A 26188-nucleotide genomic window follows, 5' to 3' on the forward strand; every position below is an offset into this window, starting at 1 on the left:
GTTCTATCCCGCCGAGGCGTCCGAAATCATTCTGGAGACGGCATTCTTCCAGCCGATGATCTTGGTCTGCCGCTCGGTCTCCTCCATCGAAGGGCTGAAGCGGCGGTCGCAGGCCCAGGCCTGCGCAAACTCCCGCCTGCCGGGCCAGATGCCGGCTTTCGAGCCGGCAAGCCAGGCAGCACCCAGCGCCGTCGTCTCGCGGATCGCCGAGCGGTCGACGGGGTTCCCCGTCATGTCGGCGAGGCACTGCATGGTCCAATCCGAAGCCGCCATACCGCCATCGACACGCAGCACCGTTTCCAGCTGGTTGACCCCCCAGTCCTTCTTCATCGCCACCAGCAGATCGAGTGTCTGGTAGGCGACGGATTCGAGCACGGCGCGGGCAAATTCCGCCGGCCCGCTGTTTCGGGTCAGGCCGAAGATCGCGCCGCGCGCGGCCGGATCCCAATAGGGGGCGCCGAGGCCGGTGAAGGCCGGAACGATATAGACCTGCTGTCCGGGATCGGCCTTGGCCGCAAGCACCCCCGCCTCCGACGCCTGACCGATGATGCCGAGACCATCGCGCAGCCATTGCACGGCGGCGCCGGCGATGAAGATCGAGCCTTCGAGCGCATAGGTCGTCTCGCCGTCGAGCCGGTAGGCGATCGTCGTCAGCATCCGGTTGGAGGAGGAAACACGATCCCGGCCGGTGTTCAGCAGGGCAAAGCAGCCGGTGCCATAGGTGGATTTCATCATGCCGGGCTCGAAGCAGGCATTGCCCATCGCCGCCGCCTGCTGGTCGCCGGCAACGCCGAGGATCGGAAGCTCCGCACCGAGCAGCGCCTTGTCGACGCGGCCGAAATCATCGGCGCATTCCCTGACCTCGGGAAGCACCGCAGGGGGAATACCGAGAATGCCGAGAAGCTCCTCGTCCCAGGCACCGTCATCGATATTGTAGAGCAGCGTTCTCGATGCATTGGTCGCATCGGTGGTATGCACACGGCCGCCCGTCAGATTGTAGATCAACCAGCTGTCGATCGTGCCGAAGCAGACATCGCCTGCCTCCGCCTTCTCACGCAGACCGTCGACATTGTCGAGCAGCCAGCGCAGCTTCGTTCCGGAGAAATAGGGGTCGAGCAACAGCCCGGTCTTGGCGCTGAACAGCTTCTCGTACCCGTCGGCCTTCAGGCTCTCGCACATTTCAGCCGTGCGCCTGTCCTGCCAGACGATCGCGCGATGAAGCGGTGTTCCGGACTTGCGATCCCAAACGACCGCCGTCTCGCGTTGGTTGGTGATGCCGATCGCGGCAATGTCGCCGGCCTGTATGCCGGCATCTGCAATCGCCTTGCGCACCGTGTCGATCACGGACAGCCAGATCTCCGTGGCGTCATGTTCCACCCATCCGGGCTGCGGATAGTATTGGGTGATCTCCGCCTGCGCGGAGCCGGCCATTTTCATGTCGCCGTCGAAGATGATCGCGCGTGAGGACGTCGTGCCCTGGTCGATTGAAAGAATATAGCCGCTCATATCCGTCTCCGGCTCGCACGAAACCGCTCCGCCCGGCAAGGAGGGCAGACGCGGAGGTTTCATGAGAGAAAGATTGTGGGTGCCACCGGCCGTAGCCGGTGGCAGGAAGTGATGGCCGGAAGCTTTGTCGCCTCCGGCCGAGGTCCGCCTTACTTCGACTGCCAGCTCTTGACGAGTTCGTCGTAGTTGACAGTGACCGGCTTTTCCTTCTCATTCTCGATCTTCAGCTGCGGTGCAAGGTTGCCCTTCTTCACCGCATCCGCGTTCCAGTAAGCGAGGTCATGCTCTTCGGCGAGTTTCGGGCCGATATCGCCCTGGACACCCGATTTCTCGATACGGCCCATGACCTTCTCCTGCTCGCCGCAAAGAGAGTCCATGGCTTCCTGCGGTGTCTTGGCGCCGGCAGCGGCGTCACCGATGGCCTGCCACCAAAGCTGAGCCAGCTTCGGATAGTCGGGAACGTTGGTGCCGGTTGGCGACCATTGAACACGGGCCGGCGAACGATAGAACTCAATCAGACCGCCGAGCTTCGGAGCGCGCTCCGTAAAGCTCTTGTCGCGAATGGTCGATTCGCGGATGAAGGTGAGACCGAGCTGGCTCTTCTTCACGTCAACAGTCTTGGAGGTCACGAACTGTGCATAGAGCCAGGCAGCTTTCGCGCGGTCCGTCGGGGTCGACTTCATCAACGTCCACGAGCCGACGTCCTGATAACCAAGCTTCATGCCGTCTTTCCAGTAAACGCCATGCGGGCTCGGTGCCATGCGCCATTTCGGCGTTCCGTCCTCATTCATAACAGGCAGGCCAGGCTTGACCATGTCTGCGGTAAACGCCGTGTACCAGAAGATCTGCTGCGCGACGTTACCCTGTGCCGGCACCGGACCGGATTCCGAGAAGGTCATGCCCTGAGCTTCCGGCGGTGCGTACGCCTTCAACCAATCGAGATACTTCTGGATCGAATAGACCGATGCCGGGCCGTTGGTATCGCCGCCACGCGCGACGCACGAACCGACCGGACGCGAATTCTCGTCGACCTTGATGCCCCATTCGTCGACCGGAAGACCGTTCGGCAGGCCCTTGTCGCCGTTGCCGGCCATCGACAGCCAGGCGTCGGTGAAGCGCCAGCCGAGCGACGGGTCCTTCTTGCCGTAGTCCATATGGCCGAAGACCTTCTTGCCGTTGACGTCACGGCCGGTAAAGAATTCGGCAATGTCTTCATAGGCCGACCAGTTGACCGGAACGCCGAGATCGTAGCCGTATTTCGCCTTGAAATCGGCCTTGTTCTTCTCGTCGTTGAACCAGTCGTAGCGGAACCAATAGAGGTTGGCGAACTGCTGGTCGGGAAGCTGGTAGAGCTTCTTGTCCGGCGCGGTCGTGAACTTGGTGCCGATGAAGTCGTCGATATCGAGGCCGGGGTTGGTAACGTCCTTGCCTTCGCCGGCCATCCAGTCGGTCAGATTGCGGACCTGCTGATAACGCCAGTGCGTACCGATCAAGTCGGAGTCGTTGACCCAGCCATCATACAGGTTCTGCCCGGTCTGCATCTGCGTCTGGATCTTCTCGACAACGTCACCCTCTTGAATGACGTCGTGCGTGACCTTGATGCCGGTGATCGCAGTGAAGGCCGGAGCCAGAACCTCGGACTCATACTTGTGAGTGGTCAAGGTTTCCGAAACAACCTTGATGTCCATACCCTGGAAAGGCTTCGCCGCATCGACGAACCATTGCATTTCCTTTTCCTGGTCGGCACGAGAGAGCGTCGACACGTCGCCGATCTCTTTGTCCAGGAAAGTCTTTGCCTCGTCCATGCCGGCATAGGCCGACCCGGTCATGGCCAGCAGTACCGCTGCTGTCGTCGTCAATAAATGCCTTCGCATGATATCCTCCCAGGGTTTTGCGATTGCAGTCTTCACGTCTCAGGCGGCCAGAAAAACCCCGGCCATCTGCATCAGTTTGCCTCACACGTAACGGAATACGCCGACGGCGTAGACAACGGAGAGAGCGAGAGCCCACCAGAGGCTTGATCCCGCGAGACCAAGCCAGGCAAGATGGATAAAGGCGCTGCCGAGCAGCGAAAGGAAAAGCCGGTCACCGCGCGTCGTCTCGAAGCGCAGGATTCCGATCCGCGGGTTGCCGCCCGGCACGGCATACTCCCAGACCCCCATGCCGATCAGCAGCAATGCGATAACGATGAAGAACGCGGCCGTCGGCCAGGTCCATGCCATCCATGAAAAATCGGGAAGCGAAAAGCCCATCAAACCCTCCCCAGGGCGAAGCCCTTGGCGATGTAATTGCGCACAAACCAGATCACCAGCGCCCCTGGGATCAAGGTCAGAACACCCGCGGCGGCGAGCAAGCCCCAATCCATGCCGGATGCGGAGACGGTACGGGTCATGGTGGCAGCGATCGGCTTCGCGTCGGTAGTCGTCAACGTTCGTGCGATCAGCAACTCGACCCAAGAGAACATGAAGCAGAAGAAGCAGGCGACACCTATGCCGCTCGCAATCAGCGGCGTGAAGATCTTCAGGAAAAACCGCGGGAACGAATAGCCATCAATATAGGCCGTTTCGTCGATTTCCTTCGGCACGCCGGACATGAAGCCTTCAAGTATCCAGACCGCAAGCGGCACGTTGAAGAGGCAATGCGCCAATGCCACGGCGATGTGCGTATCGATCAGTCCAAAGGCTGAGTAGAGCTGGAAGAACGGCAGGGCAAAAACCGCCGGCGGCGCCATCCGGTTCGTCAGCAACCAGAAGAAAAGATGCTTGTCACCAAGGAACCGATAACGGGAAAAGGCATAGGCCGCCGGCAGCGCGGCTGCCACCGAGATCACCATGTTGATCACGACATAGGTGATTGAATTGATGTAGCCGGAATACCACGCCTTCTCCGTGAAGATCGTCACGTAATTGGCGATCGTCGGGTTATGAGGATAAAGCGTCAGAGAATTGACGATTTCCGCATTGGTCTTGAAGCTCATATTGACGAGCCAATAGATCGGCAGCAGGAGCACGATGATATAGATCGTCGGAACCAGCCACCACCAGCGCGATTCCTCGCCGCGCCGGCGCATCAGACGGCTTACTTCATCGGAGGAGAGACCGCTTGCGACACTGGTAACGCCTGAGATTTTTCGGCTCGCTGTCGTTTCGTTGGAGGCGCTCATTTCAATTCTCCGCGTCGTGGCTTGTCATGACGGTGTAGAACACCCACGAAAGCAGCAGGATGATCAGGAAATAGATCAGCGACATAGCAGCGGCCGGACCGAGGTCAAACTGTCCGAGGGCGGTCTTGACCAGATCGATCGACAGGAAAGTGGTCGCGTTGCCGGGACCGCCGCCCGTGACGACAAAAGGCTCGGTGTAGATCATGAAACTATCCATGAAACGCAGCAGCACGGCGATCAGAAGAACGCGTTTCATCTTTGGCAGCTGGATATAGCGGAATACGGCCCAACGAGACGCACCGTCGATCTTCGCTGCCTGATAGAAAGCATCCGGAATGGAAACGAGGCCGGCATAGCAGAGCAAGACGACCAGGCTCGTCCAGTGCCAGACGTCCATGATGATGATCGTCACCCAGGCGTCGAGCGGATCCTGCACATAGTTGTAATCGATGCCGATGGCATTGAGGGAATAGCCGAACAAACCAATGTCGTTGCGGCCGAACACCTGCCAGATCGTGCCGACAACGTTCCACGGGATCAGTAGTGGCAGCGCCATCAGAACCAGGCACACCGGCACGCCGATGCCGGATTTCGGCATGTTGAGCGCAATGAAGATACCGAGCGGGATCTCAAGAGCGAGAATGATCAACGAAAAAACTAGATTTCGCTGCAGGGCGGCCCAGAAACGGTCGGAATGCAGGATTTGGGTAAACCAGTCCGTTCCGTTCCAGAAGAACTGGTTGTTTCCGAAAGTGTCCTGAACGGAATAGTTCACAACCGTCATCAAGGGAATGACGGCCGAGAATGCCACCAGCACGAGGACCGGCAGGACCAGAAACCACGCTTTGTTGTTCCAGGTTTTTTCCATGATCAAGCCTCCGGTCCGGCGCGCCAAGAGTCGGCATAGATACTGATACCCGACGGTTCGAAGGTCACCCGGGGATCAGCCGGAATTTCCCCGTCTTCAGGGACGACGATCGCGATCGGCTGGCCGGCAAACTGCGCGCGGACGATCTTCTGCCGGCCGATATCTTCCACCTTGCTGACGGTTACAGGCATGCCCTCGCGGCCGACCCTGATAAACTCGGGCCGGATTCCAAGCTCTACCTTGGCCGCTGCCGCAGTCTTTGGCGCATAGTCGAGTGTCAGCGCGTGCTCGCCGACCCGAACCGTGCGGCCTTCCACCTTGGCTGGCATGAAGTTCATGCCTGGAGAACCGATGAAGTAGCCGACGAAGGTATGGCTCGGACGCTCGAAGAGCTCGGCCGGCGTGCCGATCTGCACGATCTCGCCATCGTACATCACCACGACTTTGTCAGCGAAGGTCAGCGCCTCCGTCTGGTCATGCGTGACATAGACCATCGTAAAGCCGAACTGCTTATGCAGCCGCTTCAGCTGCGACCGCAGCACCCATTTCATATGCGGATCGATAACGGTGAGCGGCTCATCGAAGAGAATCGCGTTCACATCCGAGCGCACAAGGCCGCGGCCGAGCGAAATCTTCTGCTTTTGGTCCGCCGTCAAACCGCGCGCGCGCCGCTTGGCCCAGTCTGAAAGATCAATCATCTCCAGTATTTCGCGGACACGACGATCAACATCAGGCTCCGCGACTCCGCGGTTGCGCAAGGGGAAAGCCAGATTGTCATAGACGGTCATCGTGTCGTAGATCACCGGAAACTGGAATACCTGCGCAATATTTCGCTGCTGCGTCGGCAGGTTCGTAACATCCTGTCCGTCGAAGAGAATTCGCCCTTCGGACGGTTGAATGAGGCCGGAAATGATATTGAGCAGCGAGGTCTTTCCGCAGCCTGAAGGTCCGAGCAGCGCATAGGCACCGCCGTCGTTCCACTCGTGGTGCACTTCCTTGAGAGCGTAGTCCTTCTCGCTCTTCGGGTTCGGCCCATAGGCATGTCGAATATGATCGAGGGTGATACGTGCCATGATCTTCTCCTAGCCCCTCTGCCCGGCGATGGTGATCGCCCGGCCGTCCGCGCCGAACGCCATCAGGTGGCGCGTATCGATGAAAACGGAAAGGTCCGTGTCCGGATCGATATTGTGGATGCCGTGCGCAAGCATCACCCAGCGGGTGCCGGCAAATTGTAGATGCACGAAACTTTCCGATCCCGTGATCTCCGAAATCTGTGTCCGTGCTATCAGCTGCGCCGAATCAGCCGTCTGGGCGGTTGGTGCAAGATGATGCGGGTGAAACGCGATCGTTGCCGGCCCGTCCGGCACGTTCTGAAGATGCGGCGGCACGGCAAAAATCACGGCGCCATCGCGCAGGAAATTGCCTTCCGATTTGACCAGATCAATAAAATTCAGCGGCGGGTCGGCAAAGGTTTTCGCCGTCGTCAGATCGAGCGGATTGCGATAGACCTCGATCGTCGGGCCGAACTGCGTGATCCGGCCCTCGTTGAGCGCTGCCGTATTGCCACCCAGCAACAAGGCTTCGGAGGGTTCCGTCGTGGCATAAACGAAGATCGCGCCGGACTGGGCGAAGATGCGCGGCAATTCCTGCCTCAACTCTTCACGCAGCTTGTAATCGAGATTGGCGAGCGGCTCGTCCATCAGCACCAGGCTGGCATTCTTGACCAGGGCGCGGGCCAGTGCCGTGCGCTGCTGCTGGCCGCCGGACAGATTGAGCGGCGTGCGGTCGAGATAGGGCGTGAGCTTCAGAAGCTCGGCCGCCTTGCGCACGTCGCGGTCGATCGTGGCGGCATCCTTGCCCGATATGCGCATCGGCGAGGCGATGTTCTCGTAGACGGTCAGCGCCGGATAGTTGATGAATTGCTGGTAGACCATGGCAACGTTGCGTTTCTGCACCGGCATGCCGGTGACATCGACGCCGTCGAAATGGACGGAGCCGCCCGTCGGCCGGTCGAGGCCGGCCATCAGCCGCATCAGCGACGTCTTGCCCGACAGCGTCGGCCCGAGCAGGACGTTCAGCGTGCCTCGCTCGAGGACCAGATCGGTCGGATAAATGTGATAGTCCGCGCCCACCATCTTGGCGGCGTTCCGCAGTTCCAGCATTCCGATTCCCGTGCCTCCACGCAGCGGGGACCACAGGGCTCCTATCCGGCCATCGCCGGCATGGCAGCCATGTACTCCTCCAGTGACTGAGCCTGCTCCTTCGAAAGGCGCAGGCCATCTTTTGTTCTCCTCCACAGCACGTCTTCGGCGTGCCGGGCCCATTCCTGTTTAACGAGATAGGTGACCTCGGCCTCGTAGAGATCGCCGCCGAACAGCCGTCCGAGATCGTCGATGCCGCGGGCATCGCCGAGCAGCGCCTCGGCCCTGGTGCCATAGCGGCGCACCAGGCGGCGGGCATGCTGATCGGCGAGGAACTGATAACGCCGCTTCAGCTTGTCAACTTGTGCCTCATAGCCGCGGACCGGGAAGTCGCCGCCCGGCAGATGGCTTTTGGCCGTCCACGGGGCGCCCTTGACGCCGATGGCAGCACCGATCTTCTCCAGCGCATGTTCGGAAAGCCGGCGATAGGTGGTGAGCTTGCCGCCGAAGACGTTGAGCAACGGTGCGGCACCTTCGCCTTCCAGCTTCAGCACATAGTCGCGCGTCGCCTCCTGTGCCTTCGAGGCACCGTCGTCATAAAGCGGCCTGACCGCCGAATAGGTCCAGACGATATCTTCCGGCTTGACCGGCTCTTTGAAATATTCCGACGCCGCATTGCAGAGATAGACGGTCTCCTCTTCGGAGATCCTGACATCCTTGGGATCGGCGGTATAGTCGCGGTCGGTGGTGCCGATCAGTGTGAAGTCGCACTCGTAGGGGATGGCGAAGATGATGCGGTTGTCGGGGTTCTGAAAGAAATAGGCTCTCACATCGTCGAACTTCTTTTTCACGACGATATGGCTGCCCTGGACGAGGCGGACATGATGGGCTTCGTTCTGGCCGAAGGCGGAACGAATGACATGGTCGACCCAGGGACCGGCGGCATTGACCAGCATGCGGGCCTGATGGCTGTCATTGCGGCCGGTGACCGTATCGGTGGTCTCGATATGCCACAGGCCCTTCTCGCGCCTTGCCGACACGACTTTGGTGCGCGGCATGATGGTCGCCCCCTTGTCGGCGGCGTCGCGGGCGTTCAGCACCACCATCCGGGCATCGTCGACCCAGCCGTCGGAATATTCGAAGGCCTTGGCAAACAGCGCCTTCAGCGGCTTGCCGGCCGGATCGCGGCGCATGTCGAGCACCGAGGTCGGCGGCAGCAGCTTGCGGCCGCCAAGGTGGTCGTAGAGGAAGAGGCCGAGCCGGATCAGCCAGGCCGGACGGATGCCGCCCTTGTGATAGGGCAGCACGAAGCGCAGCGGCCAGATGATGTGCGGCGCCATCGCCCAGAGGATTTCGCGCTCCATCAGCGATTCGCGCACCAGGCGGAATTCGTAATGCTCGAGATAACGCAGGCCGCCATGGATCAGCTTGGTGGCGCCCGACGAGGTGCCCGAGGCGAAATCGTTCATCTCCGCCAGCGCCACCGAATAGCCGCGCCCAACAGCATCGCGCGCAATGCCGCAGCCGTTGATGCCGCCACCGATGACGAATATGTCGTGAATCTCCCGGCCCAATATCCCCTCCGAGCCCCGCTGCAGATTTCGCATCGCACAAAACTTGCGCAATTGCGAAAGTGACATCAGTTAAAACGAAAGAAATACGAATGTCAAACGAATGTTTCGCAGATCACCACCTTGATCTGGACGATTTTTAGGCCGGATCAGGATAAAATGAGAATTGTCATCTGAATCAAAGGCATAGAGCATCGTGCGCTTTCGAAAGGCGCTGACGCTTTTCAGCCCTATCCGCTAGCGCGATCTGCCGTTCGTTTCGATCAGCTTCACATTGTTTTCGAGGCAGAGATTGCGGATCGACGCTACCGGACAGTGGTCGGTGATGAAGGTATGGACCTGCGAAAGCTGGCCGATCCTGACCGGTGCAGTGCGTTCGAACTTCGTCGAATCGGCAACCAGGATGACATGCCTGGCATTGGCGATGATCGCTTGAGCCACCTTCACCTCGCGAAAATCGTAGTCGAGAAGCGCGCCGTCCACGTCGATCGCCGACGCGCCGATCACGGCGTAATCGACCTTGAACTGACGGATGAAATCGACGGCCGCTTCACCGACGATCCCGCCGTCCGAACCACGCACGACCCCGCCGGCGATCACCACCTCGATCGCCGGAAAGGAACGCAACCTATTGGCAACGTTGATATTATTGGTGATCACCATCAACTCGTGGTGATTGGCGAGCGCCTCGCCCACCGCCTCGGTCGTCGTTCCGATATTGATGAAGAGCGAGGCGCCGCTCGGGATCAGCTCGACCGCGGCAATGCCGATCGCCTGCTTCTCGGAAGCGGCGATCTGTCGGCGCGCCTCGTATTTGACGTTCTCGGTGCCGCTCGGGAATGTGGCACCGCCATGAATACGTGTCAGCACCTGTGCGTCGCAGAGATCGTTCAGATCCTTGCGGATCGTCTGCCGCGTCACGGAAAAGCGAGAGGCAAGCTCCTCGACCAGAACCCTGCCGCTCGATTTCGCAATCGCCACGATTTCGGTTTGCCGGTCGGTCAAGAACATGGGCGCATACCTTTCGTATCTGCTTTCGTTTTAAAGAAAGCGAAGGGCAGCGCAATGCCTATCTGTTACCAGTTCGCCCTCGCGGCTCGAATCTCACGCTATCGCTTCCGCATCACGTTGACGATGAGCACACCGAGGATTGCCATGACGCCACCGACCGCACCGAGCACCGTTGGCGTTTCGCCCAGCCAGACAAAACCGATTAGCGTGGCGACCGGCGGAACGCCGTAGAGGAAATTCGAAGCGCGGGCGGCCGTCAGCCGCTTCAACGCGATCGCCCAGGTGAGATAGCCGATCACAGTGGGGAAGATGACGAGATAGGCAACGCCCCAGTTCACTTCGGCCGGTGCGGCCGCGAGCGCCTGGATTGTCGCCGGGACGGCCGGAAACAGCGGCACGGAACCGATGAGCAGGATCCAGGCGGTGACGGCAAGCGCCGGCAGCCGTCCAAGCAGCGGCTTCTGCAGCACGCTGGCGATCGCCGAGCAGAGCGCTGCACCAAGGATCATGACCGCATTTGGATCGAGATTGAAACCGTCGTCGGAGGCGACTGCAATCAGCGCTACGCCGCCGAAGGAAACCGCGGTACCCCCCCCAGCCCCAGCGGCCAAAGCGCTCGCCGAGCGCGAATGTGGCAATCAGGGCAGTGAAGACGGGCATGGTGTTGATGATGAAGCTCGCCGGCCCTGCCGCAACCGTCTGCTCGCCGGTGTTCAACAAAACCGCATAGGCGGCGATGAAGAGCACGGCGGCAATGGAGAGGCGGAGGAAATCGCGCCTTTCCGGCATCGGCCGGTAGATGGCGAGGTAGACGAGGGCGATGGCGCCGGCTGCCACATAACGCGCCGTCGCCAGTTCGATCGGCGTCAGCGGTCCGAGACAGATGCGGATCACCACGAAGGAGGACGCCCAGAAGAGGATGGTAACGAGGATCGCGGCAAAGGCCACCAAATCGAACCCGCCTTGCTGTTTCGCCGTAACCGGTGCGCTTGCCGCCATGCTCATTTTCGCCTCCATCTGTTTCCGTGAGAATGGATTAGGCCTTCGATCCGTGCTTGAAAAGCATCGCAATCGATGATCAAATGTGCGTATGGTTCACAGCTCGCCCGTGCTTCCGCCCCTCGACACGCTCGAGACCTTTGCCCGCGCCGCCCGGCTCGGATCGTTTTCGGCCGCGGCCGAGGAAAGCGGCATCACGCATGGGGCGGTGTCGCGGCAGGTCTCGCGCCTGGAGCGCTGGATGGGCGTGCGGCTGTTTGCCCGCGAAGCCCGAGGTGTGCGCCTGACGCCGGAAGGTATGCGGTTTTTCGCGCGGGCGGAGGAAGCGCTGGCGCTACTCGGCAATAGTGGCGAGCGCTGGCTGCCCCGCCGCAACAAGGCGGTAGTGCGCCTTTCGGTAACGCCCTCCGTCGCCTCGCTATGGCTGTTTCAGCGCCTGCCGAAGCTTGAGGGAAACGAGTTGCATGTCGAGTTGACGCTCGAACACCGGCTGGCGGATTTCGGCGAAGGCACGGATCTTGCCATCCGCTGCGGCAAGGGGCCGTGGGCCGGCGTGCGCGCCCTGCCGCTCTGGAAGGAGAAATCGTGTCCGATCGCTGCCCCGGCGCTGGCGGAGCAGCTCGGACAGCGCTCCGATGCCTTGTCGCTGCTCGAACTGCCGATCCTGCACGATTCGAACATCGAAGGCTGGCGCCGCTGGCTCGCCCGCGAGGGTGTCGACTATACGCCGCGCGGCCATGACCGGCGCTTCGAAGACTATAATCTGGTGATCGACGCCTGTGCGCAGGGGCTCGGCATCGCGCTGGCGCGACCGCCGCTGTCGGATGCGGCGCTGGCGGCCGGGCGCGTCGTCACTGTCTCGGAACGGACGCTCGATTATCACGTGGCCTTTCACCTGATCCGCCCGGACGATGCGCTTCGAAGCCCCGCCATCGAATTTGCCAGCCGCTTCCTGCGTGAGGCCGGCCATGACGCGGCGACGATCGCCGCCTTTATCGCACCCGGCCGGCCGAAGACGTAAGCGGAAGATGCGGCACCGGCCGCATCCGGGTCGTTATTCCTCCGGGAACTTCAGGCGCATTTCCTTCGCCAGTTCGAAACCGGCAGCCCTATAAACGGGTTCGCCGGCATCCGAGGCATGGATGACGACCGTCGTGCAGCCGATCGATTTCAGATAATCGACGGCCTTGTTGGTCAGCGCCAATGCGATGCCGCGCCGACGGAAGGCGTCGGCGACATAGACGGACCAGATATAACCGAACAGCCGCTGTTCCGGACGGATGACCTCCGGAAACGGCGATTGGTGCAGCTGGCAGGATGCAGAACCGGCGATTTCACCGTCGACGATCGCAAGGAACGAGGTCAGGCGGCGCTCTTCGCGACCGCTTCTGATGAAAGACAAGATCCGCGCCGCCGCATCGGAGCTGTAGTGTTCCGGTGGTGTGCCGTAGCTGTCCCAGATCTTCAGATAGTGCCCCACCAGGACCTCGTCCTCGTCGGGCGTTGCCATTCGAATATCCATCATGTCGTGATCCGGCTTGGGCATGCGAGGGCGCGAAATCGCTCCTCAGAAGAGTTGGCGCCTCCCCACCGCCATGGGCAGGAGGCGCCAAAAGAGAACATCAATTCGCTGCCGTCAGCGTCATCGAGGCGCTGCCTGCCGCAACGTTGAGGCCGAGCTGGCCGGTCAGGCTGACCGTCTGCAGATGGATCGAGCCGGAGGTACCGCCGACCAGGAGATTGGCGCCCACACCGGCGCCGAGCGTGGCTTCGGCGCTAGCGCCGACATAGAGGCCGGCGAGCGAGCCGCGGTGATAGCCGGCGGTCGGCGCAAACACGGCCCAGATCAGGCGGCTGCGCGTGGTGAAACCAAGGTCGATGCCAAGTTTTCTCACTTCGCCGGTATAACGATCCGAAAGCTCGTTGCCGACGGTCGACTGGAAAATGCAATCGGCTTCCTTGGATGAACCGAGCACATAACCCGTGCCGCCGCCGATATCGCAGGTAAGATAACCGATCTTCACGCCATTGCGCAGGTCCGGCTCTTCATATGTCCTTGTGACGAGGTCGGCTGCATTGGCCACCCCCGCTCCGACAAAGGTCAACGATACCGCGGCAAAGGCCGTCGCAAGAATTTTGTTCATAAGTCTCTCCTTCTCAAATCGTGACGGGAGCATACCCGGCTACTCGCCACCAGATTCGGCAACAGATAACGGACGGAACCGCAAAACGATCCCGAACCGGCATCATTTACGCATCGCATGTCAAAGCGCATGGGAAGGCGCAAGCGACAAACAAGCCTACGGTTCAGCCCCATTGGGACATTTCGAAGGCACCTTTTCGCGGCATTCGATTATTTCATGATCTTATCCGGAATGGTTGCCAGAAAGGCACATCGATCTCGACCGGTGACATCCGGCTGAGCGGCCGGTGACCACAAGGCTCGGTCTGGCCGCCTCTGTTCATTTGCGGCGCTACCATTTCTGCCGAAGCCAGAGTGTCAGGAAACCGGCAACGACAGCGGCAGCCGCGCTGAACAGTATGGGGCCCAGATAGCTACCGGTTTTATCGAATACGAGCCCCGCCATTGTTGGCCCCAGCAAAGCAGCCACACCCACGGCCGTATAGAGATAGCCCAGTATCGTTCCGATATGACGGGTGCCGAAGAGATTGGCGGCGACGGCCGGATAAAGGCCGACACAGCCACCATAACTCGCCCCGAACAACAGGGCGAAAAGCACCATCATGGCCATGCCGTTGGCAGCGGACCACAGGACGAATGAGCCGGCAACAGCAAAGGTAAGAATTGTCAAAAGGCGCAAGGAACCGATGCGGTCGCCCAAACCGGCCAGCACGAAACGCCCAAAGATGTTTCCGACGCCGATGAGCGCTATAAGGATTGTACCGCTTTCAAGCGACAGACCCATGTCATGCGCTGCCGGGACGATATGCACATAGGGAATGAATGTGCAGAACGACACCAAGAGCAGCATGATGTAGAACAGGCTGAAACGGCCATCGCGCCATACGGTGAAAGGGCTGGGCCGGTCGCTGGATCGCAGTTCTGAAGGAATGCTGTTGTCTTGGCGTCTACGCACGAGCATTGCCGCCGGCAGACCGATTGCGGCTATGACAACCGCCAAAGCGATGAAACATCCACGCCAACCAAGCCCGGAGACAAGCCGGCCGGTCGTAAACGGCAGCAAGAGTGTGCCGAGGCCGATGCCGGCCGTAGCAATGCCTGACGCGCGGCTCCGCTTGAGGATAAACCAAGACTGCACAACTCCAACCGCCGGAACATAAGAGAGGCCGATCCCAACCCCCACCCCGGCACCGTACCAAATGTAGAGCGAGGCCAGCGACTGTGCCTGGCTGGCTCCGACGTAACCGATGATCATTGCCACCAAACCGGTCGCTATGACGGCGCGGGACGACCAGCGATCGGCAAGCGGGCCGGCGATTGCGCCCAGCGAATAGAACACCAAAGCCGAGATGGAGAAGACAAGCGCGATCTCGCCACGCGATGCCGCGAATTCCTCGGAAAGACCGGGAAACACAGCGGAGAAGGCGTAGGCTGATCCGAAGGTTACAGCTGTCAGCGCATGCGCTCCACCGACGACCCACCATCCGCTTGGTGAGTCCGCGTCTTCGGACAGTGAAACAGGTGAAAATATGGATGGCAAAATCAATCGGCCTTTCAAAATACTTATCGCTCGGAGTATTGCGCAGTCCCGCACCGACGCAAGTCGCAACGCAATGCCTGCATGATTTTCTCACGCGCGAGTTGTCACACCATCCCTAACGATAAATTCCTCGCGCAAGTCAGCGGTTCATGCGATGCAAGAAATCGACGGGAGAGGCAGCGGATCGCAACGGTGTGATGGCTATGGAAACTGTTGAAAAATCGAATAATTCCAATCCACATTTGCCAGAGGGATATTCTCTGGTCCCCAAGGGTAAACTGGCAAATGCCGTCACCTGTCTGGAGATGACGGAGAAGCCGGCCTCCAGGGAAGCCAAGCTTATCCCTGGGATCTCTTTGGAGCGGATGACAGCTCCCGATCTGATGGCATATCGCCAGCTTTTCCGGCTGGTCGGAGAGGATTGGATGTGGGTTTCGCGCTTGGTCATGCCCGATGACAGGCTGACGGCCATTATCAACGACCCGCTGGTGGAAATATACGTCCTCCTGGCGGACGGACGACCGTCCGGCATGCTTGAGCTTGATTTCCGGCAACATGGCCGGTGTGAACTGGTTTTCTTTGGAGTTGCCAAAAGTTCGATCGGAACCGGTGCGGGGCGCTATCTCATGGACAAGGCGTTATCGATTGCCTGGGCGCATCCCATCGAACGGCTTTGGGTCCACACCTGCCACTTCGATCATCCGAATGCATTGCCGTTCTATCAGCGGTCCGGTTTCAAGCCATATGCTTTCATGGTCGAAGTGGCAGATGATCCCAGACTAACCGGTGTGTTGCCAAGGACGGCAGCGCCTCATATCCCAATCCTCGATTAGGTGCCATTTATCGCAAAACGGCCATCTTTCATTCTGCCTTAGGCGCAGAATTTTTAACTGCCCTGGCCCAGTAAAATAAAAACCCGGCGATATGTCTCGCCGGGTTCTTATACTTTATCTGTCCGCACTATACTTTTCGCATCAGGCGCATGACGATCGATACGACGAACAGCACCAGGAAAATGAAGAACAGAACCTGGGCAATGGAAGCTGAGGCCCCTGCGATGCCGCCAAATCCGAGGACGCCGGCAATCAAAGCCACAACGAGAAACACCAGAGCGTAATAAAGCATCGCAATCTCCTTTTACGTTGCTGCGGAGATAACGGAGGCCGCCCCATTTGGTTCCCGTCGGCCTTGCCGCGGGTAGATGCACCGTCGCGCCGACCCCATTCAGCCGAGATGAAAGACGCCGTTATATGTCCGATCGCCTTCATTCGGTTCGGGAGGTTCGGCCGCATCGAGATAGGCCTTGAGCGGGCCGGTCAATACGAACCAGATGCTTGCTCCGAGCATGAAATAGGCTCCCACAGGATCGTCGATGCGGGCGATGAACGGAAGGCAGGCGGATGCGAACAACACGATGATGCGCACCGACCACTCCGCCTCGCGTTTGGCGATGGCGCGCGCTCTCAGCGACTTGTATTCCCGTGCGCCGTAACCGCCTCCCCCTGCCTTTGCCGCCGAAAGCAGCTTTCGCACGGAGGGCAGCGCCAGCATGACCAGCGCGGCAATGCTGAGCGCGAAAGGCTTGCCGGACACGACCTGCCCGCTCGCGATCAGCAGAAAGGAGAGCACAACGAGATTCCATGTCGGTTCCAGCAGCTCCGGCGGTTGCCGCGTGCGCAGATGCCAACTCCGCAGCAAGCCCGCCGCGCCGTGCAGTAGCGGCTGATCGATATAGCGATTGATCCAGTCCATGCCGATGCGCCCGTCCCCGATTGCATGAAGAGGGCTCCGAACACCACGGAATTTGGTCATCATCGTGGCGATAGCCGCCGAATCTGTTCTTCGCGTGAACGAAACTTGCAGAGACGCATCACAGTCGCAAAATCTGAAGGCGACTTCGGAACGCGGCGACACCAGCTTAGCGCAATTCCTGCGCGACCTCCCAGACATGGCCCGACGGATCCGCAAAGGCTGCCGTCCGGCGGCCCCATGGACGATCGATCGGACCATTGAGCAACGCTACTTCGAGTTTGCGCAGTTCTGCGCAAACCGCATCGACGTCGTCGACCTTGATCGTCAGCAGGACGCGTGCGCCCGAACCGGGGGATGACACGGCGGATGGCTCGACCAGCTGAGGCGCCTGTGCCGCATCGAGCAGGTTGATCATCGTTCCCGAGAATTTCAGGACAGAGGATACGTCGTCCTGATAGACGACGTCAGGTGCGAAGACCTTTTGGTAGAATGCTTTGGCCTCGCCGATATCATCGACGAACAGCGTGACGACTTCGATCCGATCCAACTGCATGGGCATTTCTCCTCCGTTGCTCCGAGCGGCCAACGATATCGCTGGCCGGCTCTTCACTGGTCGTTTCGACGCCGACGGTTTCGACATGCCGGGGCAAAAATGCCGTCAGCTTCGCAGGCCGGGCGCCTCCTGGCCGGTGCGCGCCACATATTCGGTATAGCCGCCGCCATATTGGTGGACGCCGTCGGGCGTCAGCTCCAGCACCCGGTTGGAGAGCGCGGCCAGGAAATGCCGGTCGTGCGAGACGAACAGCATCGTGCCTTCATATTGCGACAGCGCCTTGATCAGCATTTCCTTGGTGTCGAGGTCGAGATGGTTCGTCGGTTCGTCGAGCACGAGCAGGTTCGGCGGGTCGAACAGCATCATCGCCATGACGAGGCGCGCCTTCTCACCACCCGACAGTACGCGGCACCGCTTCTCGACATCGTCGCCGGAGAAGCCGAAACATCCGGCCAGCGCCCGCAGAGGCCCCTGCCCTGCCTGGGGAAAGCGGTCTTCCAGCGATTGGAAGACGGTATGCTCGCCGTCGAGAATATCCATGGCGTGCTGGGCGAAATAGCCCATCTTGACGCTGGCGCCGAGAGCCACACTGCCTTGGTCAGGCTCGGCGGTGCCCGTCACCAGCTTCAGCAGCGTCGATTTGCCGGCGCCGTTGATGCCCATGATGCACCAACGTTCCCGCCGCCGCACCATGAAATCCAGCCCCTCATAGATGCTTCGACTGCCGTATTTCTTATGCACGTTCTTCAGGCTGACCACGTCCTCGCCGGATCGCGGCGCCGGCTGGAACTCGAAGGAGACGGCCTGGCGGCGCTTGGGCGGCTCCACCCGGTCGATCTTCTCCAGCTTCTTGACGCGGCTCTGCACCTGCGAGGCATGCGAGGCGCGGGCCTTGAAGCGCTCGATGAACTTGATTTCCTTGGCGAGCATTGCCTGCTGGCGCTCGAACTGGGCCTGTTGCTGCTTCTCGTTCTGCGCCCGCTGCTGCTCATAGAATTCGTAGTCGCCGGAATAGGCCGTCAACGTGCCGCCGTCGATCTCGATGATCTTGGTGACGATGCGGTTCATGAATTCGCGGTCATGCGAGGTCATCAGCAGCGCGCCCTCGTAACCTTTCAGGAACTCCTCCAGCCAGATCAGGCTTTCCAGATCCAGATGGTTGCTCGGCTCGTCGAGCAGCATGACGTCAGGGCGCATGAGCAGGATGCGGGCGAGCGCCACGCGCATCTTCCAGCCACCCGACAGCGCGCCGACATCACCGTCCATCATCTCCTGGCTGAAGCTCAGGCCCGCAAGCACTTCGCGCGCCCGTCCCTCCAGCGCATAACCGTCCAATTCCTCATAGCGCGCCTGCACCTCGCCGTAGCGCTCGATGATCTCCTCCATATTGTCGGCCTGCTCGGGATCGGCCATGGCCGCTTCGAGCTCGCGCAATTCGCCGGCAACGATGCTGACGGGACCTGCGCCATTCATCACCTCGGCAACGGCGCTGTGCCCGGCCATCTCGCCGACATCCTGGTTAAAGTAGCCGATGGTGACGCCCCTCTCGACGGAGACCTGCCCCTCATCGGGCTGCTCCTCGCCGTTGATCATCCGGAAGACGGTCGTCTTGCCGGCGCCGTTCGGACCAACCAGGCCGATCTTCTCGCCTCGATTGAGGGCCGCGGACGCCTCGATGAAGAGGATACGGTGGCTGAGCTGCTTGCTGATATTTTCGATACGGATCATGATTTGCGCGGCGCCTGGAGAAGGAGATTTTGGCGCGCTTATGCCATGCAAGGAAACCGCAGGATAGCCCTGTTTCCTGTCCTCTCGATCAAGAGTACGACGCCGAAAAGCGAGAGCGGATTTCGGACGGCATCTTGCTCACCTTCTTTAATTTGGAACAGGATTGGATATCATCGGAACTCACGCCAACGGAGACCTGTGCCAATGAGCGTTCGTCCGCCGCAGTCCTTCCGACAATCCCAGCAGGATAAAAGCGGCTTCAACGTCCTCGAATACGAGCTGATGTCGGAACGCGCGGATTCGCTCGGACGTCACGGGCTGAAGGTGGAGGCGGCACTTGCCGCCCTGAAGGCCTGGGCTCCCGATCACCAGACCGCTGAGGAACGCGAGAGGCTTCTCAATGAAGCATCCGACGCCGTCTGGGCATTCTTCATCCAGCGTGAGATATGCGGGTTGCGGAACAACCGTGACGCTATTCAGCGCTACGGCATTCCGAATGAAGTGATCGCGAGATTAGGCGCGGTGCGGAAATAAGCACCGCGACGGCACTGCTATTGTCATCGTGGCTGCCGTCCCGCCTCTCTCTATGGGGTGGAAATACCCGGTGCGGAAAGGTATGGCTTGGTGCCGCACCAATGCGAAAGGGAGCCGCGATGCCAAGCTCAATCCGGATCGGGAATCAGGATCTCGCCGTCGAAGTCTCCTCGCTCGGCGCCGAGATGCAGGCGCTGACGACAAGCGACGGACGCTCGTGGTTATGGACCGGCGATGCGGCCTTCTGGACCGGGCGGTCGCCGATCCTGTTTCCCATCGTCGGCAAGGCGCCGGACGACAAGATAGCGATCGACGGCACGGTCTATCCGATGGCCCAGCATGGCTTTGCCCGCCGCAGCGAATTTGCGCTTGCGGCATCCACCGCAACGATGTGCCGCTACGAACTCATCGCCTCGGAGGCGACGCGGGCGGTTTATCCGTTCGATTTTCAGCTGGCTGTGGTGCATGCGGTGGAGGGCCGTGCGCTGACGGTGACGGCGGAGGTCACCAATCGCGATCAGAAGCCAATGCCGTTCGGCCTCGGGTTCCATTCGGCTTTCGCCTGGCCGCTGCCCGGTGCTGCCGGGCGCAACCATATCGTGACGCTCGCCAATGAAGGCGAGCCGGCGCTTGTGCGGCTGGCGGGTGGCCTGATCAACCCTGCGCCTCTGCCCTCGCCGTTTGATGCCGGCCGGCTGGTGCTGGATCACGCGATGTTCGAACAGGATGCGATGATCTTTCCGAGTGGGGCGGGCGACAGCTTGAGTTATGGCGCCGAAGGCGGGCCGGCCATGCAGTTCCATTTCGAAAACCTGCCCAATCTCGCGCTCTGGACCAAGCCGGGTGCGCCTTTCCTCTGCATCGAGCCCTGGCATGGAACGGCCGCGGAAGCTGGAGCATCGAACGAGCTTTCGGCGAGGTTGTCCACCACGATACTGGCGCCGGGCGCTGTGGCCCGCTTCGCCTTTACGGTCGAAATTCCGCAATAGTAAGAGCGCTCGCCGGGAAGTCGGGCGAGCGCTGTCGTTTCAGTGAGCGCCGGCGCCACCGCCGGCACGCGGTTTTTGGGTGAGCAGCAGCGCGACGGCTGCAATGGCAAGAACCACGCCGATAACGGCGAAGGTATCGCTGAAACCCATGATCAGAGCCTGGCGTTTGACGACCTGACCCAGCGCCACGACGGCCTTCTGGGCTGCAACGGCATGGTCGGAGACGCCGTGCGACAGGAAGTAGCCGGTCATCTGGTCGAGGCGATTGCGGACTTCGTCGCGGCCGAGCGTCACCGACTGGCCGATGATGTTGGAATGGAACTGCTCGCGTTTGGTCAGCACCGTGCCGAGTGTCGCCGTGCCGACAGCGCCGCCGAGATTGCGCAGCATGTTGGTCAGGCCGGAAGCGGCGGCGGCATCTGAAGGTGCAATGCCGGCAGTGGTGATGGCGGTGATCGGGGTCAGCACCAGAGCCTGGCCAATGGCGCGGACAATGTTGGGGATCCAGAACTGATCGCCCGCGGTATCGGCCGAAAGCATGATGTTCATGAAGCAGCTGATCGCAAAGATCGAAATGCCGAGGAAGCCGATGTAACGGGCATCGAAGCGCTTCATCATCATCGGCACGAGCGGGATCAACAGCAGCTGCGGCAGACCGGTCCAGGCCAGCACGTTGCCGATCTGCTCGGCATTGTAGCGCTGCACCTGGCCGAGATATTGCGGCAGGATATAGACGGTGCCGAAAAGGGCGACGCCGACCAGCACGTTGACCGCAACGCCGATGCCGAAATTGCGCTGCTTCAGCAGGCTGAGCTTGACCAGCGGCTTCTTCACGGTGAGCTCGATCCAGATGAAGGCGACGAGAAAGACGAAAGCGAGGATGCTGAGCTTGACGATGAAGGGCGAGGAGAACCAGTCCTCCTTGTTGCCTTCTTCAAGCACCGTCTGCAATGCCGACAAACCGATCGCCATCGTGACGATGCCCGCCCAATCGCCTTCCCTCAGCAGGCCGAGCTGCATCGGCTGCTTGTCGAGCGTCAGGGCAAGGGCGACTGCCATGATGGCGCTCGGGATGGCGTTGATAAAGAAGATCGTCTGCCAGCCGTAATTTTCGGTGAGATAACCGCCGATGGTCGGGCCGATTGCCGGCGCGAAAGTGACCGAAAGCGCGAAGATCGCCAGGCCGAGCGGCTGCTGGTTCTTCGGCAGCTTGGTCAGCACCATGGTGAAGGCCATCGGGATCAGCACGCCGCCGGCAAAACCCTGCAGACCGCGCAGCAGGATCATCGTGCCGAGATCATGGGCGAAGGCGCAGGCGATCGAGAACAGCGGGAAGAGGATCGAATTCACCAGGATATAGCGGCGGAACGAGAAGACGTTGCTGAAATAGGCCGTCAGCGGAATGACGACGATCTCGCCGATCAGATAGGAGGTGGAAATCCAGGCGCCATTGTCGACGCCTGTTCCGATGCCGCCCTCGATGTCGAGAAGCGAGGCATTGGTGATCTGGATGTTGAGGATCGCCATGAAGGCGCCGATCATGCCGGCGAGAACGGCGATCCAGTCCCGGGTGCTAGCCCCGGTCCTTTGTTGCGGAACAGCGATAGCTGTTGCTGTGATGGTGGACATGACACAAACTCCTCGCCGCTGGCCTAGCTGCGATCGTTCTTGGTATCGATATCAGGCTGAACGGACATGCCGGGGCGCAGATCGCCGTTTGCGGCGGCATCGCCGTCGAGCAGGATCTTCACCGGAATGCGCTGAACGACCTTGGTGAAGTTGCCGGTGGCGTTATCGGGCGGCAGCAGCGCGAATTCCTGGCCGCTTGCCGGAGCGAGGCTGTCGACATGGCCGTGATAGGTGCGGCCGGGGAACATATCGACCTCGATCTCAACCGGCTGGCCGGCCCGGACGTCGGTCAACTGCGTTTCCTTGTAGTTGGCGATGACATAGGCAGCCGTCGTCGGCACGACCGACATCAGCTGAGTGCCGGCCTGGACATATTGTCCGACGCGCAGCGTCCGGTTGCCGACGGTTCCGTCGACCGGGGCTGTTATCGTCGCATAGGAAAGGTTGAGCTCGGCCTGGCGCTGGACGGCCTGGCTGCGCGCAAGAGAGGCCCTCGCCTGGGCAAGCTCGGCATTGAGAAGATCGACCTGCTTGACGGCGGCATCGAGCGAGGCGCTGTCGCGCACGATGGTGGCCTGAGCGGCGGCGATCTGCGAGGCGGCTTGCTGGGCTGTCTGGACCGGGGCATAACCGCTGGTGGCAAGGTTCGAATAACGCTTGTTGTTCTGCTCGGCGAAGGTCTCGTTGGCGCGGTCGACGTCAACGGTCGCGCGGGCCGCAGCGATCGTCGACTGCTGAATCTCGAGCGAAGCCTGCTTGGCGCTGACGGTGGCTTCCGCGGCAGCGACATCGGCCTTGGCCTGATCGAGGGCCGCCTTGAAGTCGCGATCGTCGATGCGGGCAAGCGGCTGGCCGGCCTTGACGGTCTCGTTGTCCATGACGAGGACCTCGGCGAGATAGCCGGAAACCTTCGGGGCAATCGTGCTGTTGTCGGCCTTCACATAGGCATCGTCGGTCGAGATATGGAAGCGGCCGACCGTCCAGTAATCATGGCCGTAATAGGCGCCGGCGGCGATCAGCACGAGCGCGGTGGCGCCAAGCAGCAGCGAGCGGCCGCCGCGCTTGCGGGCAGGCTTTTCCTCGGCAATCGGAGCCGCAGCTTCGGCGATGCGCGGCGGCTGGCCCGCGTCCAGGCTGGCCGGGGCGGCTTCGGCGACGGTTTCGGGAACAGCGTTGTTGTTGAGGGCATGCAGCGTCTTGATGGTCATTGTCTTTCTCCGGTTGACGGTCGCCGTCTCTTGGGCTGCGGCCTCTGAAGTCAGGTGGAATCCTATTTAGGAAACTTGACGTTTTCCAAAATATGCTCTATAAAATCGATGTCAACAAGAATTTGGAAAATTGCGATGGTCCAAAATCAACAAATCGAGAAGAGGCCGCGCGGAAGGCCGCAGATACGCTGTGACGACGACACCAAGGGTCTGATCATCAAGGCAGCAAACACCCAGTTTCACGAGAATGGCTACGCGGCGGCAAGCATCGCCACGATCGCCCAGGAGGCTGGTGTTTCCACAAAGACCCTCTACCGATTGTTTCCGACCAAGGCCGATCTCTTCGCCAGCATGATCTCCGAGCGTATCGTCGGTTTCCTGCTTGCGCTCGATCCCGCAACGCTCGCCACTGCAGACCTGAGGGACGGGCTGGAGCGCATGCTGATGGCCTATGGCATGCTGTCGCTCTCGGACGAGACGGTCACCATCATGCGCCTCGTGATCGGCGAATCGGACCGCTTTCCGGAGATCGCCACGTCCTTCTACGAACAGGCGATCCTGCGCACCAATGAGCTGATGGAGGACTGGCTGCGCCGCCAGGTCGAGCGCGGCCTCATTGCGCTTGACGATCCGCATTTGGCCTGCGGCATGCTGCGCGGCATGATGGCCATGGAGCCGCAGCGTGCGGCGATCCTGCGCCAGGAACCGCCGCCCAAGATCGAGGCGATCCAGGCGCGGGCAAAGATGTGCGCCGATCTTTTCTTGAAGGGTTGCGCGCTCTGAAGCGTCCTTCAGGATTCAAAGCGCGATAATTTCCGCCGAAGGGCGCTGCGCGAACAGGGGACGCCCTCAGTTCGGCGGGGCGCCCAGCGCATGCAGGATGCCGCGCAGCTCGGCAAGGCCGCGCATGCGGCCGATGGCGGGGTAGCCTGGTGTGACGACCTTGTCGAGATCGTCGAGCATGCGGTGGCCATGGTCCGAGCGGAAGACAATGGTGTCCTGCGCGCTGCGGCGGCGGTCTTCCGCCACCAGTTCCCGGAGGACCGCGACCATATCGACGTCGCCTTCCAAATGCGCGCTTTCATGGAACGTCCGGCCGTCGCCTTCGCGCGTCGTGGCGCGCAGATGGGCAAAATGAATGCGCGAAGCAAAACGCCGGGCGATCGCCGGCAGATCGTTTTCGGCGCGCACGCCGAGACTGCCGGTGCAATAACACATGCCGTTCGCCGCCGATGGCACCGCATCGAAAAGAGCGGCATAATCATCGGCCGTCGAGGCGATGCGCGGCAGGCCGAACAGCGAACGCGGCGGATCATCGGGATGCAGCGTCAGCTTGACACCGCGCGCTTCGGCAGCCGGCGTCACCGCCTCCAGGAATTCGATCAGGTGCCGGCGCAGCCTGGCGGCATCGATACCGCTATAGGCGACCAGCTTTTCGCGGAAGGCCGGAATGGTCAGAGGTTCGGTGGTCGAGCCAGGCAGAGCCGAGGTGATGATACGGGTGATGTCGGCGATCTCGTCGTCCGTCATCGCCTCGAAGACGATACGCGCCCGTTCGCGGTCCTCCGCGGAATAGTGCTGCGCCGCATCCGGCCGTTCCAGAATGAAGAGATCGAAGGCCGCGAAGCGCTCGTGGTCGAAGCGCATGGCGGTGGCGCCCGTCGGCGTCACGAAATCGAGTTCGGTGCGGGTCCAGTCCACCACCGGCATGAAATTATAGCAGACGATCGGAATGCCGCAGGCGGCAACCGCTTCGAGGCTGGCGATCCACGCCTCGATTTCGGCCTTGGCCTCCCCACCCTTGCGTTTGACGGCGTCGGGGATCGGGATGCTTTCGACGACAGACCAGACGAGCGGCGAACGGTCGCCAGGCGTCGTCTCGATCAGAGACTGGCGCTCGCGCACTTCCGTTTCCGTCCAGGCCCTGCCGATCGGCACCTGATGCAGCGAAGAGACAATATTCGTCGCACCCGTCTGGCGGACGTCATCCAGCGTCACCGGCGCTTCCGGTCCGAACCATCTCCAACCCTGTCGCATCCTTCTTCCTTCCCTCGCCTTTTCGTTTCATGTTCGCCTGCCGTCAGCAGAAATAATCGGGGTAACGTGCGCGCAGTTCGTCGACATCGGGAATGACCGCGCTCAGGTGATGGGTCATCGCGCTGCGTGCCGCCACCGCATCATGGGCGGCGAGCGCATCGCGGATGATCATATGTTCGTGCACCACATTGTCCATGCGCCCGAGAACCGGCAGCGTCAGCCGTCGTGCTCGATCGAGCTGCACCTTGACCGTTTTCAGGGTCGCCCAGATACCGGGATAACCGGAGATCTGTGCGATTGCCTCGTGAAAGGCCTCATCGTCCTCATGGAAATTCGAGGCATTGCCGGCCGCAGCATGGGTCTGCTGCCGCGCGATGATGGCGTCGAGACGGGCAATGTCTGCGGCGGTGGCGGTCAGGGCCGCGGTCTCGACAGTCGCGCCTTCGAGCGCCTTGCGCACGACGACCGCCTCGGGGATCGCCGAAACCGGCACCCGCGACACGACGGTGCTCGACTGCGGATAGATATCGACCAGTCCGCCTTCGGAAAGCCGGAGCAGCGCCTCACGTACCGGCGTGCGGCTGACGCCGAAATCATCGGCGATCCGCTTTTCCTGCAGCAGCATGCCGGGCGGCATTCGCAATGACACGATGTCGGCATGCAGGCGCTCGTAGATTGCGCCGGCCGCGGTGATACGGCGCAACCTGCCGGCAACCTCTTGCGGGGCCGGGACGACCAAAACTTCGGTTTCTGATGCCTGCCGCATAACGATACCGGGACGCTGAACCTATCTGGCATACTAGTATATTAGTTTTG

General features: G+C 60.9%; 25 protein-coding genes and 1 pseudogene. 5 read left to right on the forward strand and 21 right to left on the reverse strand.

The window, feature by feature from the left end:
- Positions 1-3 precede the first annotated feature (3 nt).
- From glpK to FHX10_RS09940, 10 genes and pseudogenes are all read right to left on the reverse strand, one after another.
- Complete coding sequence (glpK, locus tag FHX10_RS09895) at positions 4-1506, reverse strand: glycerol kinase GlpK (RefSeq protein ID WP_097622813.1); 1503 nt, start codon at positions 1504-1506, stop codon at positions 4-6.
- 149 nt (positions 1507-1655) lie between these two features.
- A complete protein-coding gene (locus tag FHX10_RS09900) occupies positions 1656-3380 on the reverse strand; it encodes an ABC transporter substrate-binding protein (RefSeq protein ID WP_097544686.1) in 1725 nt (574 codons plus the stop codon).
- Positions 3381-3461: 81 nt separating this feature from the next.
- Positions 3462-3758: a DUF2160 domain-containing protein gene (locus FHX10_RS09905; RefSeq protein ID WP_018246653.1), complete on the reverse strand. Its 297-nt coding sequence runs from the start codon at positions 3756-3758 to the stop codon at positions 3462-3464.
- Positions 3758-4669, reverse strand: coding sequence for a carbohydrate ABC transporter permease (locus tag FHX10_RS09910; protein WP_003552208.1), 912 nt, complete (start codon positions 4667-4669; stop codon positions 3758-3760). The genes FHX10_RS09905 and FHX10_RS09910 overlap by 1 nt, the downstream gene beginning before the upstream one ends.
- Position 4670: 1 nt before the next feature.
- On the reverse strand, positions 4671-5537 hold the full coding sequence (locus FHX10_RS09915) for a carbohydrate ABC transporter permease (RefSeq protein ID WP_047613241.1): 867 nt from the start codon (positions 5535-5537) through the stop codon (positions 4671-4673).
- 2 nt (positions 5538-5539) lie between these two features.
- Positions 5540-6610 (reverse strand): ABC transporter ATP-binding protein, encoded by a 1071-nt coding sequence (locus tag FHX10_RS09920; protein WP_047613243.1) that lies wholly within the window; start codon positions 6608-6610, stop codon positions 5540-5542.
- A gap of 9 nt (positions 6611-6619) precedes the next feature.
- Positions 6620-7699 (reverse strand): ABC transporter ATP-binding protein, encoded by a 1080-nt coding sequence (locus FHX10_RS09925; protein ID WP_047613245.1) that lies wholly within the window; start codon positions 7697-7699, stop codon positions 6620-6622.
- Positions 7700-7740: 41 nt separating this feature from the next.
- Positions 7741-9252, reverse strand: a complete 1512-nt coding sequence (glpD, locus tag FHX10_RS09930) for a glycerol-3-phosphate dehydrogenase (protein ID WP_047613502.1) — start codon at positions 9250-9252, stop codon at positions 7741-7743.
- Positions 9253-9486: 234 nt separating this feature from the next.
- Positions 9487-10260, reverse strand: coding sequence for a DeoR/GlpR family DNA-binding transcription regulator (locus FHX10_RS09935; protein WP_063476188.1), 774 nt, complete (start codon positions 10258-10260; stop codon positions 9487-9489).
- A 98-nt stretch (positions 10261-10358) separates the two neighbouring features.
- Positions 10359-11277 (reverse strand): annotated as a pseudogene (locus FHX10_RS09940) (DMT family transporter).
- A 73-nt stretch (positions 11278-11350) separates the two neighbouring features.
- Between FHX10_RS09940 and FHX10_RS09945 the strand changes: the two are divergent.
- Entirely contained in the window at positions 11351-12280 is a 930-nt protein-coding gene (locus tag FHX10_RS09945) for a LysR family transcriptional regulator (protein WP_047613248.1), read from the forward strand.
- Positions 12281-12313: 33 nt separating this feature from the next.
- On the opposite strand, the gene FHX10_RS09950 is transcribed toward FHX10_RS09945, so the two are convergent.
- The 3 genes from FHX10_RS09950 to FHX10_RS09960 all read right to left on the reverse strand — a co-directional run bounded on the left by FHX10_RS09950 (position 12314) and on the right by FHX10_RS09960 (position 14948).
- Positions 12314-12781, reverse strand: coding sequence for a GNAT family N-acetyltransferase (locus FHX10_RS09950; RefSeq protein ID WP_245434846.1), 468 nt, complete (start codon positions 12779-12781; stop codon positions 12314-12316).
- 100 nt (positions 12782-12881) lie between these two features.
- Positions 12882-13403: a DUF992 domain-containing protein gene (locus tag FHX10_RS09955; RefSeq protein WP_047613250.1), complete on the reverse strand. Its 522-nt coding sequence runs from the start codon at positions 13401-13403 to the stop codon at positions 12882-12884.
- A 330-nt stretch (positions 13404-13733) separates the two neighbouring features.
- Positions 13734-14948 (reverse strand): MFS transporter, encoded by a 1215-nt coding sequence (locus tag FHX10_RS09960; RefSeq protein ID WP_097622814.1) that lies wholly within the window; start codon positions 14946-14948, stop codon positions 13734-13736.
- 197 nt (positions 14949-15145) lie between these two features.
- On the opposite strand from FHX10_RS09960, the gene FHX10_RS09965 reads away from it, so the two are divergent.
- Positions 15146-15775 (forward strand): GNAT family N-acetyltransferase, encoded by a 630-nt coding sequence (locus FHX10_RS09965; RefSeq protein WP_097544705.1) that lies wholly within the window; start codon positions 15146-15148, stop codon positions 15773-15775.
- 127 nt (positions 15776-15902) lie between these two features.
- Here FHX10_RS09965 and FHX10_RS09970 read toward each other — a convergent pair whose 3' ends face one another.
- The 4 genes from FHX10_RS09970 to FHX10_RS09985 form a co-directional block, all read right to left on the reverse strand.
- Positions 15903-16067, reverse strand: coding sequence for a DUF1328 domain-containing protein (locus tag FHX10_RS09970; RefSeq protein ID WP_028756510.1), 165 nt, complete (start codon positions 16065-16067; stop codon positions 15903-15905).
- Positions 16068-16166: 99 nt separating this feature from the next.
- The gene (locus tag FHX10_RS09975; protein WP_097622815.1) at positions 16167-16757 is read right to left on the reverse strand and encodes a hypothetical protein; all 591 of its coding nucleotides are present in this window, start codon (positions 16755-16757) and stop codon (positions 16167-16169) included.
- A 103-nt stretch (positions 16758-16860) separates the two neighbouring features.
- Entirely contained in the window at positions 16861-17253 is a 393-nt protein-coding gene (locus FHX10_RS09980; RefSeq protein ID WP_097622816.1) for a VOC family protein, read from the reverse strand.
- Positions 17254-17352: 99 nt separating this feature from the next.
- Positions 17353-18975, reverse strand: a complete 1623-nt coding sequence (locus FHX10_RS09985) for an ABC-F family ATP-binding cassette domain-containing protein (RefSeq protein WP_097622817.1) — start codon at positions 18973-18975, stop codon at positions 17353-17355.
- 204 nt (positions 18976-19179) lie between these two features.
- Between FHX10_RS09985 and FHX10_RS09990 the strand changes: the two genes are divergently transcribed.
- Both FHX10_RS09990 and FHX10_RS09995 read left to right on the forward strand, forming a co-directional pair.
- On the forward strand, positions 19180-19509 hold the full coding sequence (locus FHX10_RS09990) for a DUF6665 family protein (RefSeq protein WP_047613256.1): 330 nt from the start codon (positions 19180-19182) through the stop codon (positions 19507-19509).
- A 119-nt stretch (positions 19510-19628) separates the two neighbouring features.
- Positions 19629-20498, forward strand: coding sequence for an aldose 1-epimerase family protein (locus FHX10_RS09995; protein ID WP_097622846.1), 870 nt, complete (start codon positions 19629-19631; stop codon positions 20496-20498).
- Positions 20499-20537: 39 nt separating this feature from the next.
- Here the strand turns inward: FHX10_RS09995 and FHX10_RS10000 are convergent, their stop codons facing one another.
- Together FHX10_RS10000 and FHX10_RS10005 are read right to left on the reverse strand one after the other, a co-directional pair.
- Positions 20538-22127: a DHA2 family efflux MFS transporter permease subunit gene (locus tag FHX10_RS10000; protein ID WP_097622818.1), complete on the reverse strand. Its 1590-nt coding sequence runs from the start codon at positions 22125-22127 to the stop codon at positions 20538-20540.
- Positions 22128-22150: 23 nt separating this feature from the next.
- The gene (locus FHX10_RS10005) at positions 22151-23335 is read right to left on the reverse strand and encodes an HlyD family secretion protein (protein WP_097622819.1); all 1185 of its coding nucleotides are present in this window, start codon (positions 23333-23335) and stop codon (positions 22151-22153) included.
- 135 nt (positions 23336-23470) lie between these two features.
- Between FHX10_RS10005 and FHX10_RS10010 the strand changes: the two genes are divergently transcribed.
- Positions 23471-24118, forward strand: coding sequence for a TetR/AcrR family transcriptional regulator (locus FHX10_RS10010; RefSeq protein ID WP_047613259.1), 648 nt, complete (start codon positions 23471-23473; stop codon positions 24116-24118).
- A gap of 66 nt (positions 24119-24184) precedes the next feature.
- Here FHX10_RS10010 and uxuA read toward each other — a convergent pair whose 3' ends face one another.
- Together uxuA and FHX10_RS10020 are read right to left on the reverse strand one after the other, a co-directional pair.
- Positions 24185-25372 (reverse strand): mannonate dehydratase, encoded by a 1188-nt coding sequence (gene uxuA, locus FHX10_RS10015; protein ID WP_063476192.1) that lies wholly within the window; start codon positions 25370-25372, stop codon positions 24185-24187.
- 43 nt (positions 25373-25415) lie between these two features.
- Positions 25416-26138, reverse strand: a complete 723-nt coding sequence (locus FHX10_RS10020) for a GntR family transcriptional regulator (protein WP_028756500.1) — start codon at positions 26136-26138, stop codon at positions 25416-25418.
- Positions 26139-26188: the final 50 nt, after the last annotated feature.

The sequence above is a fragment of the Rhizobium sp. BK591 genome, from assembly GCF_014195045.1.
GTDB classification, from domain to species: domain Bacteria; phylum Pseudomonadota; class Alphaproteobacteria; order Rhizobiales; family Rhizobiaceae; genus Rhizobium; species Rhizobium anhuiense.

What these genes read in the sequence shown, in the direction of transcription:
- FHX10_RS10000 (WP_097622818.1), bottom strand. Translation starts at nt 22,127, where the DNA reads ATGTCCACCATCACAGCAACAGCTATCGCTGTTCCGCAACAAAGGACC.
- FHX10_RS10005 (WP_097622819.1), bottom strand. Translation starts at nt 23,335, where the DNA reads ATGACCATCAAGACGCTGCATGCCCTCAACAACAACGCTGTTCCCGAA.
- FHX10_RS09965 (WP_097544705.1), top strand. Translation starts at nt 15,146, where the DNA reads ATGGAAACTGTTGAAAAATCGAATAATTCCAATCCACATTTGCCAGAG.
- FHX10_RS09910 (WP_003552208.1), bottom strand. Translation starts at nt 4,669, where the DNA reads ATGAGCGCCTCCAACGAAACGACAGCGAGCCGAAAAATCTCAGGCGTT.
- FHX10_RS09970 (WP_028756510.1), bottom strand. Translation starts at nt 16,067, where the DNA reads ATGCTTTATTACGCTCTGGTGTTTCTCGTTGTGGCTTTGATTGCCGGC.
- FHX10_RS09955 (WP_047613250.1), bottom strand. Translation starts at nt 13,403, where the DNA reads ATGAACAAAATTCTTGCGACGGCCTTTGCCGCGGTATCGTTGACCTTT.
- uxuA (WP_063476192.1), bottom strand. Translation starts at nt 25,372, where the DNA reads ATGCGACAGGGTTGGAGATGGTTCGGACCGGAAGCGCCGGTGACGCTG.
- FHX10_RS09990 (WP_047613256.1), top strand. Translation starts at nt 19,180, where the DNA reads ATGAGCGTTCGTCCGCCGCAGTCCTTCCGACAATCCCAGCAGGATAAA.
- FHX10_RS09980 (WP_097622816.1), bottom strand. Translation starts at nt 17,253, where the DNA reads ATGCCCATGCAGTTGGATCGGATCGAAGTCGTCACGCTGTTCGTCGAT.
- FHX10_RS09935 (WP_063476188.1), bottom strand. Translation starts at nt 10,260, where the DNA reads ATGTTCTTGACCGACCGGCAAACCGAAATCGTGGCGATTGCGAAATCG.
- FHX10_RS09950 (WP_245434846.1), bottom strand. Translation starts at nt 12,781, where the DNA reads ATGGATATTCGAATGGCAACGCCCGACGAGGACGAGGTCCTGGTGGGG.
- FHX10_RS09995 (WP_097622846.1), top strand. Translation starts at nt 19,629, where the DNA reads ATGCCAAGCTCAATCCGGATCGGGAATCAGGATCTCGCCGTCGAAGTC.
- FHX10_RS09900 (WP_097544686.1), bottom strand. Translation starts at nt 3,380, where the DNA reads ATGCGAAGGCATTTATTGACGACGACAGCAGCGGTACTGCTGGCCATG.
- FHX10_RS09975 (WP_097622815.1), bottom strand. Translation starts at nt 16,757, where the DNA reads ATGATGACCAAATTCCGTGGTGTTCGGAGCCCTCTTCATGCAATCGGG.
- FHX10_RS10010 (WP_047613259.1), top strand. Translation starts at nt 23,471, where the DNA reads ATGGTCCAAAATCAACAAATCGAGAAGAGGCCGCGCGGAAGGCCGCAG.
- FHX10_RS09920 (WP_047613243.1), bottom strand. Translation starts at nt 6,610, where the DNA reads ATGGCACGTATCACCCTCGATCATATTCGACATGCCTATGGGCCGAAC.
- FHX10_RS09945 (WP_047613248.1), top strand. Translation starts at nt 11,351, where the DNA reads ATGGTTCACAGCTCGCCCGTGCTTCCGCCCCTCGACACGCTCGAGACC.
- FHX10_RS09915 (WP_047613241.1), bottom strand. Translation starts at nt 5,537, where the DNA reads ATGGAAAAAACCTGGAACAACAAAGCGTGGTTTCTGGTCCTGCCGGTC.
- glpK (WP_097622813.1), bottom strand. Translation starts at nt 1,506, where the DNA reads ATGAGCGGCTATATTCTTTCAATCGACCAGGGCACGACGTCCTCACGC.
- FHX10_RS09925 (WP_047613245.1), bottom strand. Translation starts at nt 7,699, where the DNA reads ATGCTGGAACTGCGGAACGCCGCCAAGATGGTGGGCGCGGACTATCAC.
- FHX10_RS09905 (WP_018246653.1), bottom strand. Translation starts at nt 3,758, where the DNA reads ATGGGCTTTTCGCTTCCCGATTTTTCATGGATGGCATGGACCTGGCCG.
- FHX10_RS09985 (WP_097622817.1), bottom strand. Translation starts at nt 18,975, where the DNA reads ATGATCCGTATCGAAAATATCAGCAAGCAGCTCAGCCACCGTATCCTC.
- FHX10_RS10020 (WP_028756500.1), bottom strand. Translation starts at nt 26,138, where the DNA reads ATGCGGCAGGCATCAGAAACCGAAGTTTTGGTCGTCCCGGCCCCGCAA.